General features: G+C 70.9%; 14 protein-coding genes. 6 read left to right on the top strand and 8 right to left on the bottom strand.

What is annotated here, in order from left to right; translation table 11 throughout:
* Positions 1-51 precede the first annotated feature (51 nt).
* The gene (locus J2W21_RS10650; RefSeq protein ID WP_307114491.1) at positions 52-822 is read left to right on the top strand and encodes an IclR family transcriptional regulator; all 771 of its coding nucleotides are present in this window, start codon (positions 52-54) and stop codon (positions 820-822) included.
* Positions 823-894: 72 nt separating this feature from the next.
* Here the strand turns inward: J2W21_RS10650 and J2W21_RS10645 are convergent, their stop codons facing one another.
* Genes J2W21_RS10645 through J2W21_RS10615 form a run of 7 tightly spaced genes read right to left on the bottom strand, consistent with a single transcriptional unit; the run spans position 895 to position 6,490 of the window.
* Positions 895-1,866 carry a cyclase family protein gene (locus J2W21_RS10645; protein ID WP_307114490.1) on the bottom strand — a complete coding sequence of 324 codons (972 nt, stop codon included), beginning with the start codon at positions 1,864-1,866 and terminating at the stop codon, positions 895-897.
* Between the two features lie 6 nt (positions 1,867-1,872).
* A complete protein-coding gene (locus J2W21_RS10640; RefSeq protein ID WP_307114489.1) occupies positions 1,873-2,460 on the bottom strand; it encodes an HD domain-containing protein in 588 nt (195 codons plus the stop codon).
* Positions 2,457-3,230: an NAD(P)-dependent oxidoreductase gene (locus tag J2W21_RS10635; RefSeq protein ID WP_307114488.1), complete on the bottom strand. Its 774-nt coding sequence runs from the start codon at positions 3,228-3,230 to the stop codon at positions 2,457-2,459. Before J2W21_RS10635 ends, J2W21_RS10640 begins: the two co-directional genes overlap by 4 nt.
* Complete coding sequence (locus tag J2W21_RS10630) at positions 3,215-3,841, bottom strand: methyltransferase (RefSeq protein WP_307114487.1); 627 nt, start codon at positions 3,839-3,841, stop codon at positions 3,215-3,217. The genes J2W21_RS10635 and J2W21_RS10630 overlap by 16 nt, the downstream gene beginning before the upstream one ends.
* A 32-nt stretch (positions 3,842-3,873) precedes the next feature.
* Entirely contained in the window at positions 3,874-4,629 is a 756-nt protein-coding gene (locus J2W21_RS10625) for an amino acid ABC transporter ATP-binding protein (protein ID WP_307114486.1), read from the bottom strand.
* Positions 4,626-5,579, bottom strand: a complete 954-nt coding sequence (locus J2W21_RS10620; RefSeq protein WP_307114485.1) for an amino acid ABC transporter permease — start codon at positions 5,577-5,579, stop codon at positions 4,626-4,628. The genes J2W21_RS10625 and J2W21_RS10620 overlap by 4 nt, the downstream gene beginning before the upstream one ends.
* Before the next feature lie 14 nt (positions 5,580-5,593).
* Positions 5,594-6,490, bottom strand: a complete 897-nt coding sequence (locus J2W21_RS10615; protein ID WP_307114484.1) for a transporter substrate-binding domain-containing protein — start codon at positions 6,488-6,490, stop codon at positions 5,594-5,596.
* Positions 6,491-6,708: 218 nt separating this feature from the next.
* Here J2W21_RS10615 and J2W21_RS10610 point away from each other — a divergent pair, with 218 nt between their 5' ends.
* Positions 6,709-9,603 carry an FAD-binding and (Fe-S)-binding domain-containing protein gene (locus J2W21_RS10610; RefSeq protein WP_307114483.1) on the top strand — a complete coding sequence of 965 codons (2,895 nt, stop codon included), beginning with the start codon at positions 6,709-6,711 and terminating at the stop codon, positions 9,601-9,603.
* Here the strand turns inward: J2W21_RS10610 and J2W21_RS10605 are convergent.
* On the bottom strand, positions 9,594-10,754 hold the full coding sequence (locus J2W21_RS10605) for an iron-containing alcohol dehydrogenase (protein ID WP_307114482.1): 1,161 nt from the start codon (positions 10,752-10,754) through the stop codon (positions 9,594-9,596). The two genes, J2W21_RS10610 and J2W21_RS10605, sit on opposite strands and share 10 nt — an antisense overlap.
* A 185-nt stretch (positions 10,755-10,939) precedes the next feature.
* On the opposite strand from J2W21_RS10605, the gene J2W21_RS10600 reads away from it, so the two are divergent.
* From J2W21_RS10600 to J2W21_RS10585, 4 genes are all read left to right on the top strand, one after another.
* Positions 10,940-11,731, top strand: coding sequence for a FadR/GntR family transcriptional regulator (locus J2W21_RS10600; RefSeq protein ID WP_307114481.1), 792 nt, complete (start codon positions 10,940-10,942; stop codon positions 11,729-11,731).
* Complete coding sequence (locus J2W21_RS10595; RefSeq protein ID WP_307114480.1) at positions 11,728-12,423, top strand: cache domain-containing protein; 696 nt, start codon at positions 11,728-11,730, stop codon at positions 12,421-12,423. Before J2W21_RS10600 ends, J2W21_RS10595 begins: the two co-directional genes overlap by 4 nt.
* A gap of 142 nt (positions 12,424-12,565) precedes the next feature.
* On the top strand, positions 12,566-14,062 hold the full coding sequence (locus J2W21_RS10590; protein WP_307114479.1) for an aldehyde dehydrogenase family protein: 1,497 nt from the start codon (positions 12,566-12,568) through the stop codon (positions 14,060-14,062).
* A gap of 28 nt (positions 14,063-14,090) precedes the next feature.
* Complete coding sequence (locus J2W21_RS10585) at positions 14,091-15,380, top strand: D-arabinono-1,4-lactone oxidase (protein ID WP_307114478.1); 1,290 nt, start codon at positions 14,091-14,093, stop codon at positions 15,378-15,380.
* The last annotated feature ends 18 nt before the right edge of the window (positions 15,381-15,398 follow it).

Raw genomic sequence — 15,398 nt, 5'->3', positions numbered from 1 at the left:
GGGCCGGGGCGGGGCGATGGCATAGATTTCTTCATGATCCTAGGAGGGACGATGGCAGACGAGAGCGGCTCCGGCCAGGAGCGGTCGACGATGCGCTCGGTGGAGCGCGCGTTCGATGTGGTGGATCTGCTCTCGGACAGCGGACGGCCGCTCAGGCTGGCCGAGGTCGCTCGGGGCGCCGGGCTCCACATTGCGACGGCTCAGCGCATCCTCAAGGTGCTCGAGCGTCGGAACTACGTCGCGCAGGACTCTGCCGGATACAGCGTCGGCGCTGCGGCACTGGCCGCGGCGCATTCTTTCCTGGTCGGGAACCATCTGGTGCTGACCGCCACGCCGGTCCTGCAGGAGCTCGCTGAGGCGCTGGGCCTGACGGCGTCGCTGTCGGTGCGCGTGGGCTCCGCGCGTGTCCTCGTGGCCAGGGTCGAGGGGAGCAGTCCCCTTCGCTACCAGCTTCCTGTCGGCGGCAGGCTCCCTCTGCACCTCGGGGCGGGCAAGGTCTTCCTCGCCTACATGGACGGTGCGGCCCGCGCGGAGGTCCTGGCAGGGATGGAGAGGGTCGAGACAGCAGCGGGCCCTGCGGTCCCCATGGACGAGTACATGTCCCAACTTGATGGAATCGCCGTCCAGGGGTACGCGGTCTCACGCAACGAGCGCGTGGTGGGGGCGGTCTCCGTGGCCGCGCCGGTCCGCTCGAGGGACGGCGTCCTCCTCGGCGTCGTGCAGGTGTCCGGTCGTGAGGAGGACCTCTCCGACGATCGGCTGGCCGGCGCTACCCGAGAGGTCGTCAACGCCGGGGCCAGCATCGCCGCCCGGATCCGCTGAACACCATCTGCTGACCACAGTCCCCTGGATGCCGGCCGCCCGGACTGGGGGCGGCCGGCATGGTGGGCCTGGTCAGACGATCGCCGTGGCATTGGCCGGGGAGCCCACGGCGCCCGGCAGGTTGAGGGGCTTCACGGTCAGGAAGGCGTCGTAGAGCCCGCTGCGGGCGCACTCCGAGGCGAGCTCGGCCAGGTGCCACAGCTCTCCGAGCGGGCAGCCCAGTTTGGCGATGAGCTCCTGGTGCATCATTCCGCCGTCCTCCCCGGTCTCCCGGAACGGGCTGTCCGGGCTGGCAGGGAGGGCCTCGACGGCGAAGGTGTCGGTGCCGAGCAGTGCGATGTGGCTGTCCCACAACCACGCCAGGAACTCGGTCGACTGGGCGACGCCGGTGGTGTGGCGCCTGGCCTTGGCGGCAGCACGGTGGGCGGGGTCGAGGCCCAGGAACCAGTCTGCCCAGCCGGTGTGCAGCAGGAGGATGTCCCCTGGCTCGAGGGAGGACCTCTGGGCCGCCAGAGTCGAGGTGATGTCGGCCAGTGTGAGGGGTTCACCACCCTCGTGGTCGATCGGCCGGCCTGCGTCCTCCCGGTGGCGTGCCACGTCGGCCAGAACCGCGCGCCCGGCGATCGGCTTCTCGGCCCAGGCTTGGACCCCGAGCTGGGGTGTGCCCGCCGCCACGCTGCTGTCCGGCACCCCGTTGTAGAACCCGTGGCCGTGGGCTCTGCGGTGGCGCAGCCCGTCCACGTGGCTGCTCGCCTGGGGCCAGTAGCCGTCCCAGACGTCGTCGAAGCTGTCCGGATGAGCCGAGGTCACTGTCTGGGCGGGCGGCCGGCGGCTGCGCGACATCGAGGGCTCGAAGGCGTCTGCCGGGTAGTCCAGGTTGAATGCGGTGCCGCTGCGGATCGCGCCCCTGCCCCGGAGGACTTGCTCGGGGCCTGCGAAGTTCGCCATGCCCCGCTCGGGGTCGGGGAAGAGCCCCCAGCTGGATCCGGGTGGGGCATCGGTGCGCAGGAGCAGCCGATCGTAGGTGGGGATGGTGTCGCTCATGGTCCTTCAGACTCGCTGGAAGAAGGGGACAGTGCCGGTGGCCAGGCGGAACGCATGGTCGCAGGCGAAGAGGTCCGCGTAGTGGAGGACCCATGCCTCGGGGCCGTCGTTCCTGACCGGGCTTGTCGTGGTGTGGGTGCCGACCAGTGCCACGACCTGGTCCGGGAGGCCGGCCTCCTTCAGCAGCATCGCGCCGAGGACCCCGTGCGGCAGCCCCGCCCGGGACGGATCCGGGGCCACGTCGGTGCCGACGCGGGTGTAGAGGAGGGCCTTGTCGATGTCGTGGAGCAGCAGTGCGGCCAGCAGGATGTCCTGGTCGAGGGCAACACTCCACCGCGCGTAGGCGTAGTCGGCGAGGAGGATCCCGGCGTCGGCGACCTCGTTGGTGTGGTCGAGGAGCCGGTAGTCCGGGGCCTGGAGTGAATAGGGCATCTGCTCGAGCGTGCTGTGCGTGCTGGAGAGCCAGGCGCTGACCCACGCCGTGACGGCCTTCTCGCGCAGGCCCGGGGCGAGCTCGGCGAGCCTCGGCATTGCGGCCGTCACTTCCCGCCGCTGCCCGGGGTCTCCTGCCCGGATGGCATAGAGGGCGCTCATGCGCTCTTCAGTTCTGAGTCTGCAAGGCTCAGGAGGGACTCGCGCGCCGCCGCACTCATGTGGCCGGGAGCCCCGAGGGCCTGGCAGTAGTCCGCCACGGCGGCCATCTCATCGGCCCGGCGCGCGGCGTGCTTCGCCGAGCCCGTGATGAAGCGGTCGATGGTCGACTGCCCGTCTCCGGAGAGCTCGGCGGCGATCTGTCCGCGGACCCAGTCCTCGTACCCGGCGCGCCGTCCGGCCTCGACGGCCTCGCAGACCACGGCGGCGAGGCCCTTCATGACGATGCTGCGCAGGAGCTTGTGGGCCATCGCGTCCCCGAGCTCCCCGTGGACGACCTCGACGGGGGCGCCGATGGGCCGTAGCAGGTCCGCGATGCGGTCTGCCCCGGGCCCGGCCGCCATGAGGGGCGTGGAGGCGCCGAGGGAGATCACGGGTCCGAGGATGGCGATGTCGGCTGCCTCCACCCCGGTGGGCAGCACCTGCTCGAGGGCGAGCTTGGCCGCTGGTGCGGCCGAGGTGAAGTCGGCGTAGAGGGTGCCGGGGGACAGGTGCGGAGCTGCTTCGCGGGCCACCGGGAGCGAGGCGCGCGCCGTCGTCATGATGATGACCGCGTCGCTCTGTCCCACTGCCTCCGCCATGGTCGCCGCGCGGGGGAGTTCGGGGGTCGGGATGGGTGCGACGTCGTAGCCCAGGACCTCGTGGCCGAGGCCTTGGAGGGCTTGGGCGTAGATGCGTCCGGCCTCGCCGAGGCCGATTACCGTGCAGCGCATGCGGGCGCCTCCTTCACGTCGTTCGCCGCCGCGAGGATGGTGCGCATCCGTCCGGCCTCGTCTTCCTGGACCGCTTCGGCGCCCAGCAGGATCTCCTCTGCCCTGGCGCGCGGGACGACCACGACGCCGTCGTCGTCGCCGACGACGATGTCGCCCGGCAGGACTGCGACGCCCCCGACAGCCACCGCACACCCCAGTGCCCCGGGGCCGTTCTTGTAGGGGCCGGCCGGTGAGGTGGTGCGGGCGAACACGGGCATGCCCACGTGCTCGAGGCCCGCGGCGTCACGCACTGCGCCGTCGATGATGAACCCGGCGATGCCCGCGTTCCGTGCCCGGGCGCCGATGAGGTCGCCCAGGAGGGCCCGGGACTCGTCGGCCTGGCCGTTGACGACGATGACATCCCCGGGCGCTGCTTCGGCCAGGGCACGGTGGATGTAGGCGTTGTCCCCGGCGCGGGTCCAGACCGTGAAGGCCGGTCCGGCGACGCGGCCGCCGGTCCAGATCGGCTTGATCGCGGAGTCGAGGACACCGAGGCGCTCCATGGCGTCGCCGATGTTGGGGGTGGGCAGCGCACCGAGGCGGTGGCTGAGCTGCTCTGTTGTCAGTGTCATGATCGGTCTTTCCGGTAGTGCAGGGGTGGGGGTCAGGCGAGGCGGAGGAAGGCCCGGGCGCGATCGGTCTCGGGACTGTCGAAGAACTGGGCGGGGGCGGCGTCCTCGACGATGTGCCCGTCGGCCATGAAGACGACACGGTCGGCGACCTGCCGGGCGAAGGCCATCTCGTGTGTGACGACGATCATCGTCATGCCGTCCTGCGCCAGGGAGCGCATGGTGTCGAGAACTTCGCCGACCAGCTCCGGGTCGAGGGCGGAGGTGGGCTCATCGAAGAGCATCAGGTCCGGCTCCATCATCAGGGCCCTCGCGATGGCGACCCGCTGCTGCTGGCCGCCCGAGAGCTGGGCCGGGTAGGCCTTGGCACGGTTTGCGAGCCCGACCTTGCCCAGGAGGGCGTGGGCCTTCTCCTCGAGCTCGGCACGGCCGCCGCGTCTGTGGGCGCGGGGGCCGAGCATGAGGTTGTCGCGGACATCCAGATGGGGGAAGAGGTTGAACTGCTGGAAGACCATCCCGATCTGCTCGCGCTGGCCCGCGGCCTCGCGTCCGCCGAGGCCGTGCAGCTTCCCGCCGTGCACCTTGCGCCCGATCAGGGTGCCGCCGACTGTGACGTGGCCCTTGTCCGGCATGACGAGCCCGTTGACGCAGCGCAGGAGGGTGCTCTTCCCCGAGCCGGAGGGGCCGAGGAGGCAGACGACTTCGCCTTGGCCGACGTGCATGTCGATGCCCTTGAGGATCTCGCTCTCGCCGAAGCTCTTGTGGACGTTGACGATGTCGACGCTGCTCATCGCGTGGCCTCCTGGGCGCTCACGGGGGTCTCGGCGGCTCGTGCCTTCCGCTTCTGCTGGCGCTGGGCGCGGGCGGTCCGGCGCTCGATGATGGTCTGCCCGAGCGTGGCCGCACTGGTCACGAGCAGATACCAGACGGCGGCGACGATCAGGAGCTCGATCGTCCGCAGGTTGTAGCCGGAGATGTTCTCGGCCTTGGAGAGGATGTCACCGCCGGCGATCACCGAAACGAGCGAGGTCTCCTTCAGCAGGGTGATGAACTGGTTGCCGGCAGGCGGGATCATGACCCGCAGCGCCTGGGGCAGGATGACCTTCCGCTGGGCCTGCCACCAGGTGAGGCCGAGGGCCGAGGAGGCGAGGTGCTGGCCCTCGTCGACCGACAGCAGGCCCGAGCGGATGATCTCTGCCAGATAGGCGCCGTTGGCGATCGAGAGTGCCACGATCGAGGCGGCGAAGGGGGACAGCACGTCGTTGGTCGGCGCCGAAACCAGGGTCCAGCCCGTGCCCGGAATGCCCAGGCCGAGCCTCGGGGCGAAAAGGGCCAGATTTCCCCAGAAGAGGATCTGGATCAGCGCCGGGACGCTGCGGAAGACCCAGACGTACAGGCTTCCCAGGGTGCGCAGGACCGGGTTCGTGCTGAGCCGGAAGAACCCGAACAGGAGCCCGATCACGGTCGCGCCGATCATGGAGAGCACGGCGAGGACGACGGTCTCCCCGAGCCCCTCCAGGACGAGCCCGTCAAAGAGGTACTGGCCCACCACGTCCCATTCGAGCTGCGGGTTCTGGGCGAGGGACTTCACGACGCCGAGCGCGATCGCCACGAGCACGGCGACGGCGAGCCAGCGGCCGTAGTGCTTCTTCACGGCGACGGTGTCCGGCACCTGGACCCGCGAGGCCCCGGCAGGCGGGGCGGCCGGGGGGCTGTCCGGGCGGTTGACTGAGGATTGCATGAGGGCCTGCTCCATCACATCGGGATCTGGTCGTTGATCTCGGCCTTGTCAACGGCCATCGTCGCCAGGTCCCACTTGTCCAGGATCTTCTTGTACGACCCGTCGGCGATCATCGCGTTGAACGCTGCCTGGAACGCCTCGGTGAGCTGCGAGTACTCCTTCGGGAGGGCGACGCCCGTCTCCCGGGTCGCGAGCTTGCCCACGAGGGTGGCCGCGACGCTCTTGTCCGCCTTCACGGCCAGCTGGATCTGCGGCGTGGAGTTCAAGAAGGAGTCGATCCGGCCCGCCCTGATGGCATCCTCGCCGGCGTTGAAGCTCGGGAAGTACAGGTACTGCAGTTCCGGCTTGCCAGCGGCCTTGCACTCCTTGTCGATCGAGTCGGCGATGTTCTTGTTCACCGTCGAGCCCGTGGTCAGGCCGAAGCGCGTACCGCACGCATCGGTGTCCGAGGCGTACTCCTTGCCCGCCGGGACCAGCAGGCTCGAGGAGGCCTTGTAGAAGGCGAGCAGGTTCACTACCCCCTTGTTCTCCGCGGTCTTGCTGATCTGCGCTCCGGCGATCTCGACGCGCTTGGACTGCAGCGCCGGAACAAGGCCCGAATAGGGGATCTGCGACCACTTGATCGAGAGTCCGAGCCTGCCCGCCGCCGCGTTGAGCAGGTCGATCAGCACGCCGTCCGGCTTGTTGCCCGGCGCATAGAAATTCATGGGCTGCGTGTCGAACGAGGCACCTCCGGCGAGGGTCCCCTTCGAGCGGACGTCGTCCGGGACGAGCTTGGCCAGGCTCGGGTCCGCGCTGCTCGACGCGCCGGCAGCACTGCTGGCACTCGTGCTGTTCCCGCAGGCGCCGAGGCCGAGCGCCAGGGACGCCACGGCGGCCATCGTGGCAGTGGTGCGGATCAATCTCTTCATTGACATCTCTCCTTGGATGATCAGCCGTCGTCGGCTGCTCGATATCACTGTATGATAGGCACTATCACTAGATACAGTGTGATGCAGGGCACGGAATCGTGTCAAGGGAGCCCTGCCCCTCACCCCGCGATCGTGGGATGGGCGTGCGCTCTCTCCCCGCCGGGCTGTGTCCGCGCGCTGGGCTGTGATCCGGCGCTGATCCGGGGTAGCACTGGAGCATGACGTCGACCGTGCAGCGTCCCGACAGCAGCCACCGGATCCCCGAGGACATCCGCCCCCTCGTCGAGGAGCTGCGCGGCAGCCTCCGCGGCGACGTGGACGACTCCTCACTGACCCGGGCGCTCTACACCTCGGACGCGGCGAACTACCGCGTGGTGCCGGGCGCGGTGGTGCGTCCGCGCAGCCGCGAGGACCTGATCGAGGCCGTCGCGGCCGCCCGCAGGCACGGCGTGCCGGTCACGATGCGCGGCGGCGGCACCTCGATGGCCGGCAACTCGATCGGGCCGGGCCTGGTGATCGACACCTCCAGATACCTGAACCGGATCGTGAGCCTCGATCCGGAGGCGAGGACGGCGGTGGTCGAGCCCGGCGTCGTCCTCAAGGACCTCCAGGACGCCTGCGCCCAGCACGGGCTGCGCTTCGGACCCGACCCGGCGAGCGGCACCCGCTGCACCCTCGGCGGGATGATCGGCAACAACGCGTGCGGGGCCCACGCCATGTCCTACGGCAGGACCGCGGACAACGTGCTCTCGCTGACGTGGCTCACGCCGGCTGGCGAGGTGATCACGGCGGGCTCCGGCGCGGGGACGCTCGACGCCGTCCCGGGCCTCGCCGGCCTCGTCGACCGGTGGCGTGCGCTGCTGCGCACCGAGTTCGGCCGGTTCCGCCGCCAGGTCTCCGGCTACTCGCTCGAGCATCTCCTGCCCGAGAACGGCTCCAACCTCGCCGCCGCGCTCGTGGGCACCGAGGGCACGTGCGGGGTGCTCCTCGAGGCCACGCTCCGGCTCGTGCCCCGCGCGGAGGCGCCAGCGCTCGCGGTCCTCGGCTACCCGGGCCTCGCCGCAGCGGCCGACGACGTGCCGAACCTCCTGCCCTTCCGCCCCCTCGCGCTCGAGGCCCTCGACACCGGGCTGCTCGACGCTGTGCGGCGTGCCAAGGGCCCGGGCAGCGTGCCCGAGCTGCCCGAGGGCGGCTGCCTCCTCATCGCCGAGTTGCCCGGGGACACGCCCGACGACGCCGCGGAGGCCGCGCGCCGCCTCGCCGACGCCGCCGCGACCGACGCCGTCCAGGTCCTCCCGGCGGGCGAGGAGGCGAGCCGGCTCTGGCGCATCCGCGAGGACGCCTCGGGGCATGCTGGCCGCACCAACGATGACCGCCAGGCCTGGGGCGGCTGGGAGGACTCCGCCGTGCCCCCCGAGTACCTCGGCGAGTACCTCCGGGCCCTCGCTGGGCTCATGGACAGCGAGGGCGTGGGCGGCATGGCCTACGGCCACTTCGGCGACGGGTGCGTGCACCTCCGCCTGGACTTCCCGCTGGAGCGCGACGGCGCGGTGCTGCGCCGCTTCCTCGAGCGGGCCGCCGAGCTCGTGGCCGCCCACGGCGGGTCCCTCTCCGGCGAGCACGGCGACGGACGCGCCCGCTCCGAGCTCCTCGGCGCGATGTACAGCGCGGACGCCCTCGCCGCGATGGCCGAGTTCAAGGCCCTGTTCGATCCCGACGACCTGATGAATCCGGGCATCGTGGTCCGCCCGGCGAAGGTCGACGCCGACCTCCGCCGGCCGCAGGCCGTCGAGCTGCGGGTCGGGTCCGGCTTCGCGTTCGCGGACGACGGCGGGAGCGTCACCTCCGCCGTGCACCGCTGCGTCGGCGTGGGCAAGTGCCGGGCCGACGCGCGGGACGCCGGGGCGTTCATGTGCCCCTCCTTCATCGCCACCCGCGACGAGAAGGACTCGACCCGGGGGCGGGCGCGGGCGCTGCAGGAGATGCTCAACGGGACCCTCGTGCGGGACGGGTGGCGCTCGCCGGAGGTGCACGAGGCCCTGGACCTGTGCCTGAGCTGCAAGGCGTGCGCGAGCGACTGCCCCACGGGCATCGACATGGCCCGGTACAAGTCCGAGACGCTGTTCCAGACCTACCGCCGGCGCCTGCGGCCCCTGAGCCACTACACGCTCGGCCGGCTCCCGCGGTGGCTGCGGCTCGCGGGCCCATTCGCGCCGCTCGCCAACCTCGCCGCGCGCGTCCCGGCCCTGCGCGCCGCCGCCCTCACGCTCATGGGGGCCGACCGGCGCCGCTCCCTGCCCCGCCTGCCCGCGGCACCGTTCCGCTGGGAGGCGCGGGGCCGGCGTCGTGCGTCAGCAGGAGGGCCGGAGGCGGCGGGTGCGCGGCCCGGTGCGCCGAAGGTGCTCCTGTGGGTGGACACGTTCTCCGACGCCCTCGACCCGCAGATCCCCCGGGACGCCATCGCGGTGCTCGAGGCCGCCGGATGCGACGTCGAGGTCTCGGCCGGGAAGGCGTGCTGCGGCCTCACGTACATCTCCACCGGCCAGCTCGACGCGGCCAAGGTCCGCCTGCACCGGACGCTCGACGAGCTCGCCCCGCACGTCCAGGCCGGGCGCACCGTGGTGGGTCTCGAGCCGAGCTGCACCGCGACGCTGCGCTCGGACCTGGTGGAGCTGCTCCCGCGCGACCCGCGCGCCGCCGAGGTGGCGCGCTCGGTGAAGACCGTGGCCGAGTTCCTGACGGGGATCGGCTGGGTGCCGCCGCGCTCGGCGGCAAAGCTGCTCGTGCAGCCGCACTGCCACCACTACTCGATCATGGGCTACGGCGCCGACCGGAAGCTGCTGGACGCGATGGGCTGCGACGTCGAGGTTTCGGCCGGGTGCTGCGGGCTCGCGGGCAACTTCGGCATGGAGGCGGGCCACTACGAGGTGTCCGAGCAGATCGCGCGCGGCGGGATCCTGGCCCGCGCGCAGGCGTCGCCGGACCGGGAGATCCTGGCCGACGGGTTCTCGTGCCGGACCCAGGTGGCCGACCTCGCCGGGCTCGAGGGGCGGCACCTCGTGCAGGTCCTCGCCGAGGCGCTGCGCGAGGGCGCGGTCCCCGCTCAGCCGTAGATCCGCGCGTAGAGTTCCTCGATCTCCTCGGCCGTGGGCACCACTGGGTTGTTGGCCGGGGAGCCCGAGGCGAGGGCGTGCTGGGCCATGACCGGGACGGCGCGGTCCCAGTCCTCGCGGCTGATGCCGCGGGAGGCGGGAGTGGGCACGGCAAGGTCGCGGGCGAGGGCCTTGAGCTCGTCGACGAGGGCCTGGGCTGCGGCGGCGTCGTCGTCCTCCTCTCCCGCGACGGCGAGGGCCCGTGCGCAGTCCGCGTAGCGGGACTCGGCTCCGGGGACGGAGAACTCGGTGACGGCCGGGAAGAGCATGGCGTTCGCGAGCCCGTGCGCGATGTGGAACTGGGCGCCGATGGGCCGGCTCATGCCGTGGACGAGGGCCACGCTCGAGTTGGAGAACGCGATGCCGGCCTGGGTGGCGGCGAGCATCATCGCTTCGCGGGCGGCGCGGTTGGAGCCGTCCTTGTAGACCTCGCGGAGGTTCGCGCCGATCGCGGCCATCGCGGAGAGGGCGAAGCCGTCGGAGAAGGGGTTGGCGCGGCGGCTCACATACGCCTCGACCGCGTGGGTGAGGGCGTCGACGCCGGTGTCCGCGCTGAGCCGGGCGGGCATGGACAGGGTCAGCTCGTAGTCGACGACCGCCGCGACCGGCAGGAACGACGGGCCCGTGCAGAGCATCTTCTCGTCGGTCTCGGAGTCGCTGATGATCGTGAACTGGGTGGCCTCGGAGCCGGTGCCCGCCGTGGTCGGGACCGCGACGACGGGCAGGGCAGGGCCCGTGTTGGCCTTCGGCGCCTTGTAGTCCCGCATCGGGCCCGGATTGCGGGAGAGGAAGCCGAGGGCCTTGGCCGTGTCGATCGAGCTCCCGCCGCCGAAGCCGACGAGGAGGTCCGCGCCATGCTCCCGCACGGCGGCGAGGCCGGCCTCGAGGGAGTCGGTGGTGGGGTCGGGGACGCACTCGGCGTACAGGCCGGCCTCGAGCCCGGCGTCCCGGAGGGAGGCCAGGGCGGCGTCCACCGTGCCCGCCTCCTTCATGAACGGGTCCGTCACCACCAGCGGCCGTGCGGAGCCGAGGCTGCGCACGGTGGCACCGAGCTCGCGGACGGCACCGGCGCCCACGGTCATCAGTCGGGGCAGGGTGATGGTGAAGGTCATGGCGATTGCCTCCCGCTGGTCGTCTCGTCCTCGAGGCCCGGCGCACTGCTCGACGGCGCCGGCACGCTCCCCAGTCTCTGCGGGCGGCGCGGGAGGGGCAAGGGGGAGCGGACGACGCCGGGCGCGCACCCGCCGTCGTCCGGGTCAGGCCGGGGCCCGGGAGGCGTACGGCTAGGCTATGGCCCATGGGCGAGCGGGCGGTCGAGGAGGGTTTCGTCTCGGCCCGTGCGCTCGAGATGGTCACCCAGGTGCGCTTCCCGGGCCATCTCGAAGCCTTCGGTCGCCCCGAGCAGGTGAGCCGGCAGCTGGAGGCGGCGATCGGGATCGGCATCCTCAACAGCGGGGAGCGACTCCCCCCGGAAGCGGTCCTCGCGGAGCACCTGGGCGTCTCGCCGCTCACCCTGCGCCAAGCGCTCGCACTGCTGCGCAGCAAGGGACTTGTGGACACCCGCAGGGGCCGGGGCGGCGGGAGCTACGTCAGCGGTCAGGTCCACGTCTCCAACGCCCAGATCGAAGAGCGGCTGCGCGTGCTGGGCACCGACGACCTGCGCGATCTCATCGACCTTGCCGGTTCAGGCGCAGGGGCAGCTGCGCGATTGGCGGCTGCGCGCGCCGACGACCAGGACATCCGGAGGATCGGCGACCTCGCCCGGCGCTTCGCCGGCGCCTCCGGCTCCGGAGAGCTCCGGCGGGCCGACAGCCGCTTCCACATCGGGCTGGGAGTCGCCGGCCAGTCGCGGCGGTTGACGGCGCTCCTGATCCAGGTCCAGGCGGAACTTGCCCCGCTGTCGTGGGGAGACAGCTGGGAGGGCCGGCAGGCCAGGGCCGCCGACGAGCACGGAGCAATCATCGCGGCGATGGCCGAGGGCAAGCCGGAGGAGGCCGAACAGCTCACGCTGGCCCACTTCGAGGAGGAGGGCATCCTGCTGATCAACCAGCACCTGGCACTCCTGACGACGGAATCGGAGACAGTGTGAACAGTCCCCTCGACAGCGCCGTGGAGGCCACCGCCCGTGCCATCGCCGAATGCATCGACAGTGTCTTCGACTCCCTCCGGGAAGTCCGCGCTGCCGCGATGTCTGCCCTGGCCGTGGACCGGCCCTCTCGAGCGGGGCTCGGCGGCCTCGAACCCGCGGTCCTGGCGTTGACCCAGAGGCACGGCAGCCTCATCGACGGCGCCGGGCTGGCCGTGGCGCCAGGCCTGCTCTCGGATGCCGAACTCTGGCTCCAGTGGTGGCGGAACAAGTCGGGCCGGCTCGAATTCACCACCCACAGCCTCAATCCCGCCTCGGTCAACTACTACGACTACACCGACATGAGCTGGTTCCGGGCCTCGGCCGACTCCAATGAGTCGCGGCTGACTGGGCCGTACATCGATTTCGGCGGGACCGACCTGAAGATCGTCACGGCATCTCTTCCGGTGGACTCGCAGGGGCAGATCAGCGTGGTCGGGGCCGACCTGTCCATGGCGCAGCTCGAGCTCCTCTTCCTGCGTTCGCTCGGGCGCCAGGAGCCCGACGTGGTGCTCCTCACCGACAGCGGCAAGGTCGTCGCGTCCAACACGGGCCGGTATGCGGCCGGCCGGGTGGCACCTGCCCAGATCGATGACGGCGTGGTGGTGCCCTTCACGAACGTGGCCCAGACCTGGAAGATCGCCCTCGGCGGCTGACTCCGGCGTCTCCCGGTGGCATCCGGGATTTAAAACGTTAATCGTGAAGACTATTGCGTTTAGGCTGCCTCGGTCGCTAGGGTGAATCCAGTTCCACGGTGATTCGCGTCACACCGTCCGATCTGGAGGTTTCAGGAAGACCATGACCCTTGCCCCAACAGAGCAGTTCTCAGTCCGCAGAGCACCCTCCGTCGCGGCGGTAGCGCTTCCTCCACGCGGCCAGTTCATCGGGGGAGAGTTCGTTCCCTCGCGGTCGGCGCTGACGGAAGAGGTCGAGAACCCGGCCACCGGGGAGGCCATCGCCTCCGTGGCGTGCGGTTCCGTCGAGGATGTCGACGCGGCGGTGGCAGCGGCCGTCGCGGCGAAGGACGCCTGGGCCGGAACCACGCCGAAGGAACGCTCGGAAGTCCTGCATCGGATTGCGAACATCATCGAGGCGAACCGCACGGAGCTCGAGCAGCTCGAGTCGGCGAACACCGGCAAGCCCGCGGCCGTTGCGGAGGACGACGTCTCAAGCGCCATCGACACGTTCCGCTTCACGGCCGGCGCTGCGCGCACCCTGACATCCTTGGCCGCAGGCGACTACGCGGAGGGCCACACCTCGGTGATCATCCGCGAGCCAGTGGGCGTCGTCGGCGTCATCACGCCGTGGAACTACCCGCTGCTGATGGCGGCCTGGAAGATCGCTCCGGTCCTCGGTGCGGGGAACACGATGGTCCTGAAGCCCTCGGAGCAGACGCCGCTGTCCACGCTGAAGCTGGCCGAGCTCATCGCCGACGAGGTCCCGGCCGGGGTGCTGAACATCGTCACCGGTTCCGGTGGCGTGGTCGGCCAGCGCATCTCCGAGCACCCCGACATCGACCTCGTCGCCATCACGGGCAGCGTGGGCAGCGGCCAGAAGGTCGCCGCCGCGGCCTCCTCGACCGTCAAGCGCGTCCATCTCGAGCTCGGCGGGAAGGCCCCGGTCATCGTCTTCGACGACGCAGACCTCGTGGCCGCGGCCCAGGGCGTCCGTGCCGCCGGATTCTGGAACGCCGGCCAGGAGTGCGGCGCGGCGTGCCGCATCCTGGTCCACGAGTCGGTGGCCGAGGAGTTCACCGAGCTTCTTGTCCGGGAAGTCCGGGCGATGGTGATCGGAGCTCCCGGCGCGGGCGACGACGTCGAGCTCGGCCCGATGATCTCGGCCGCCCACTACCGGCGGGTGCTTGCCGGCCTCGAGGATGTGCGCCGGGAAGGGCACACCATTGCCGTCGGAGGCCACGCCCTCGAGGCACCGGGCTACTTCATCGAACCCACCGTCGTGACCGACGTGCCCGCCGGCGCCCCCATCACCCGCACCGAGATCTTCGGCCCCGTCGTCTCCATCGAGACCTTCAGCACCGACGCCGAGGCAGTCGAGCGCGCCAATGAGACCGTCTACGGCCTTGCCGCCTCGGTCTGGACGGCCAGCTCCTCGCGCTCCCTCGGCGTCCCGCGGCGCCTCGACTTCGGCACCGTCTGGGTCAACTCGCACCTCGTCATCGCCAGCGAGGTCCCCTGGGGCGGCTTCAAGGGATCCGGCTACGGCCGGGACCTCTCCCTGTACGCCCTCGAGGACTTCTCCCGCACCAAGCACGTCATGCTCAACCGCGGCGCGTGAGCGCCACCACCCACCACGGAGTCCACCAATGACCACTGCCCCGGCTGCTCCCCGCCAGCACCTTCCAACCCCCTCAGCGCCCTTCGAGACGCACCGTCCCTGGTCCAACTGGGGCGGCAACCAGACCGCAACGCCTGCCTTCACCGTCCGTCCCCGGAACGAGCAGGAAGTCGTGGATACCGTCCGCTTCGCGATCCGGGAGGGCCTGCCCGTCCGGGCTGTCGGCGCCGGACACTCGTTCACCCCGCTCGTGCAGACCGGCGGCGTGCAGCTGGACCTCTCCGCCGTCTCCGGGGTGACCGGCACCGACACGGGGCGGCGCCGGGCACGCGCCCTGGGCGGGACGCCGGTCCACGCCTTCGGCGACCCGCTCTGGGAGCAGGGCCTGGCCCTGTCCAACCAGGGCGACATCGACAAGCAGTCGATCTCCGGAGCGATCGCCACGGGCACCCACGGGTCCGGCATCGAGCTCGGGTCGTTCTCCTCTGCCCTCCGCTGGGTCAAGCTCGTCGACGGCCGCGGAGACATCGTCGAGATCGGCGAGGACCAGATCCGCGAGCTGCGCGCGGCCCAGGTCGCGCTGGGGACGCTGGGCATCTTCCTCGAGGTCGAGCTCGAGGTCGCGGAGGCCTACCACCTCCAGGAGCAGATCACCTACCCGACGTGGGAGGAGACACTTTCCACCATCGCCGCGGACATCGCAGGCAATCGGCACTATTCCTTCCTCTGGTGCCAGAGCGAGGAATCCGCCGGCCTGTATGAGCTGCCCACCCCCGCCGGGCTTTCCATGGTGAACCGCAGCTACACCAAGCGATACAACGCCGTGCACCTCGACGAGGCCGGCGGCGCCATCGACCTCACCGAGGGCAGGCGCAGGGACCGGTCCTACCGGATCTACCCCGGCGGATTCATGATCCCCTTCCACGAGCTCGAGTACTATGTTCCGGCGGAGCAGGGCATCGAGGCGGTTGAAGCGGTCCAAGACCTCATCCGCACCGTCCACCCAGACCAGAAGTACCCCATGGAGGTGCGCTGGGTGAAGCAGGACGAGGGCTACCTCTCGCCGTTCTACCACCGCGACACCACGGTCATCTCGGTCTCCGGCGCCCCGGGCACTGACTACTGGCCCTACCTCCGTGACGTCGACCGGACCCTTCAGCCGTACGACGCCCGTGCTCACTGGGGCAAGATCCACTTCCTCACCCGAGACCGCGTTGCCCAGCTCTACCCCGAGTTCGACACCTTCGTCCAGATTCGCCGCGAGTTCGACCCCAACGGGGTCTTCCTCAACGACCACACCCGCGCCCTCCTCGCCTGATCCTCTCTCGACGAAAGA

Origin of the sequence: Sinomonas atrocyanea (assembly GCF_030811715.1) — a bacterium.
GTDB classification, from domain to species: domain Bacteria; phylum Actinomycetota; class Actinomycetes; order Actinomycetales; family Micrococcaceae; genus Sinomonas; species Sinomonas atrocyanea_A.
The sequence above is the reverse complement of the archived record's forward strand: the minus strand, read 5'-3'. Positions and strand labels throughout refer to the sequence as shown.

What these genes read in the sequence shown, in the direction of transcription:
- J2W21_RS10635 (WP_307114488.1), bottom strand. Translation starts at nt 3,230, where the DNA reads ATGCGCTGCACGGTAATCGGCCTCGGCGAGGCCGGACGCATCTACGCC.
- J2W21_RS10650 (WP_307114491.1), top strand. Translation starts at nt 52, where the DNA reads ATGGCAGACGAGAGCGGCTCCGGCCAGGAGCGGTCGACGATGCGCTCG.
- J2W21_RS10615 (WP_307114484.1), bottom strand. Translation starts at nt 6,490, where the DNA reads ATGAAGAGATTGATCCGCACCACTGCCACGATGGCCGCCGTGGCGTCC.
- J2W21_RS10600 (WP_307114481.1), top strand. Translation starts at nt 10,940, where the DNA reads ATGGGCGAGCGGGCGGTCGAGGAGGGTTTCGTCTCGGCCCGTGCGCTC.
- J2W21_RS10590 (WP_307114479.1), top strand. Translation starts at nt 12,566, where the DNA reads ATGACCCTTGCCCCAACAGAGCAGTTCTCAGTCCGCAGAGCACCCTCC.
- J2W21_RS10640 (WP_307114489.1), bottom strand. Translation starts at nt 2,460, where the DNA reads ATGAGCGCCCTCTATGCCATCCGGGCAGGAGACCCCGGGCAGCGGCGG.
- J2W21_RS10620 (WP_307114485.1), bottom strand. Translation starts at nt 5,579, where the DNA reads ATGCAATCCTCAGTCAACCGCCCGGACAGCCCCCCGGCCGCCCCGCCT.
- J2W21_RS10645 (WP_307114490.1), bottom strand. Translation starts at nt 1,866, where the DNA reads ATGAGCGACACCATCCCCACCTACGATCGGCTGCTCCTGCGCACCGAT.
- J2W21_RS10625 (WP_307114486.1), bottom strand. Translation starts at nt 4,629, where the DNA reads ATGAGCAGCGTCGACATCGTCAACGTCCACAAGAGCTTCGGCGAGAGC.
- J2W21_RS10610 (WP_307114483.1), top strand. Translation starts at nt 6,709, where the DNA reads ATGACGTCGACCGTGCAGCGTCCCGACAGCAGCCACCGGATCCCCGAG.
- J2W21_RS10585 (WP_307114478.1), top strand. Translation starts at nt 14,091, where the DNA reads ATGACCACTGCCCCGGCTGCTCCCCGCCAGCACCTTCCAACCCCCTCA.
- J2W21_RS10630 (WP_307114487.1), bottom strand. Translation starts at nt 3,841, where the DNA reads ATGACACTGACAACAGAGCAGCTCAGCCACCGCCTCGGTGCGCTGCCC.
- J2W21_RS10605 (WP_307114482.1), bottom strand. Translation starts at nt 10,754, where the DNA reads ATGACCTTCACCATCACCCTGCCCCGACTGATGACCGTGGGCGCCGGT.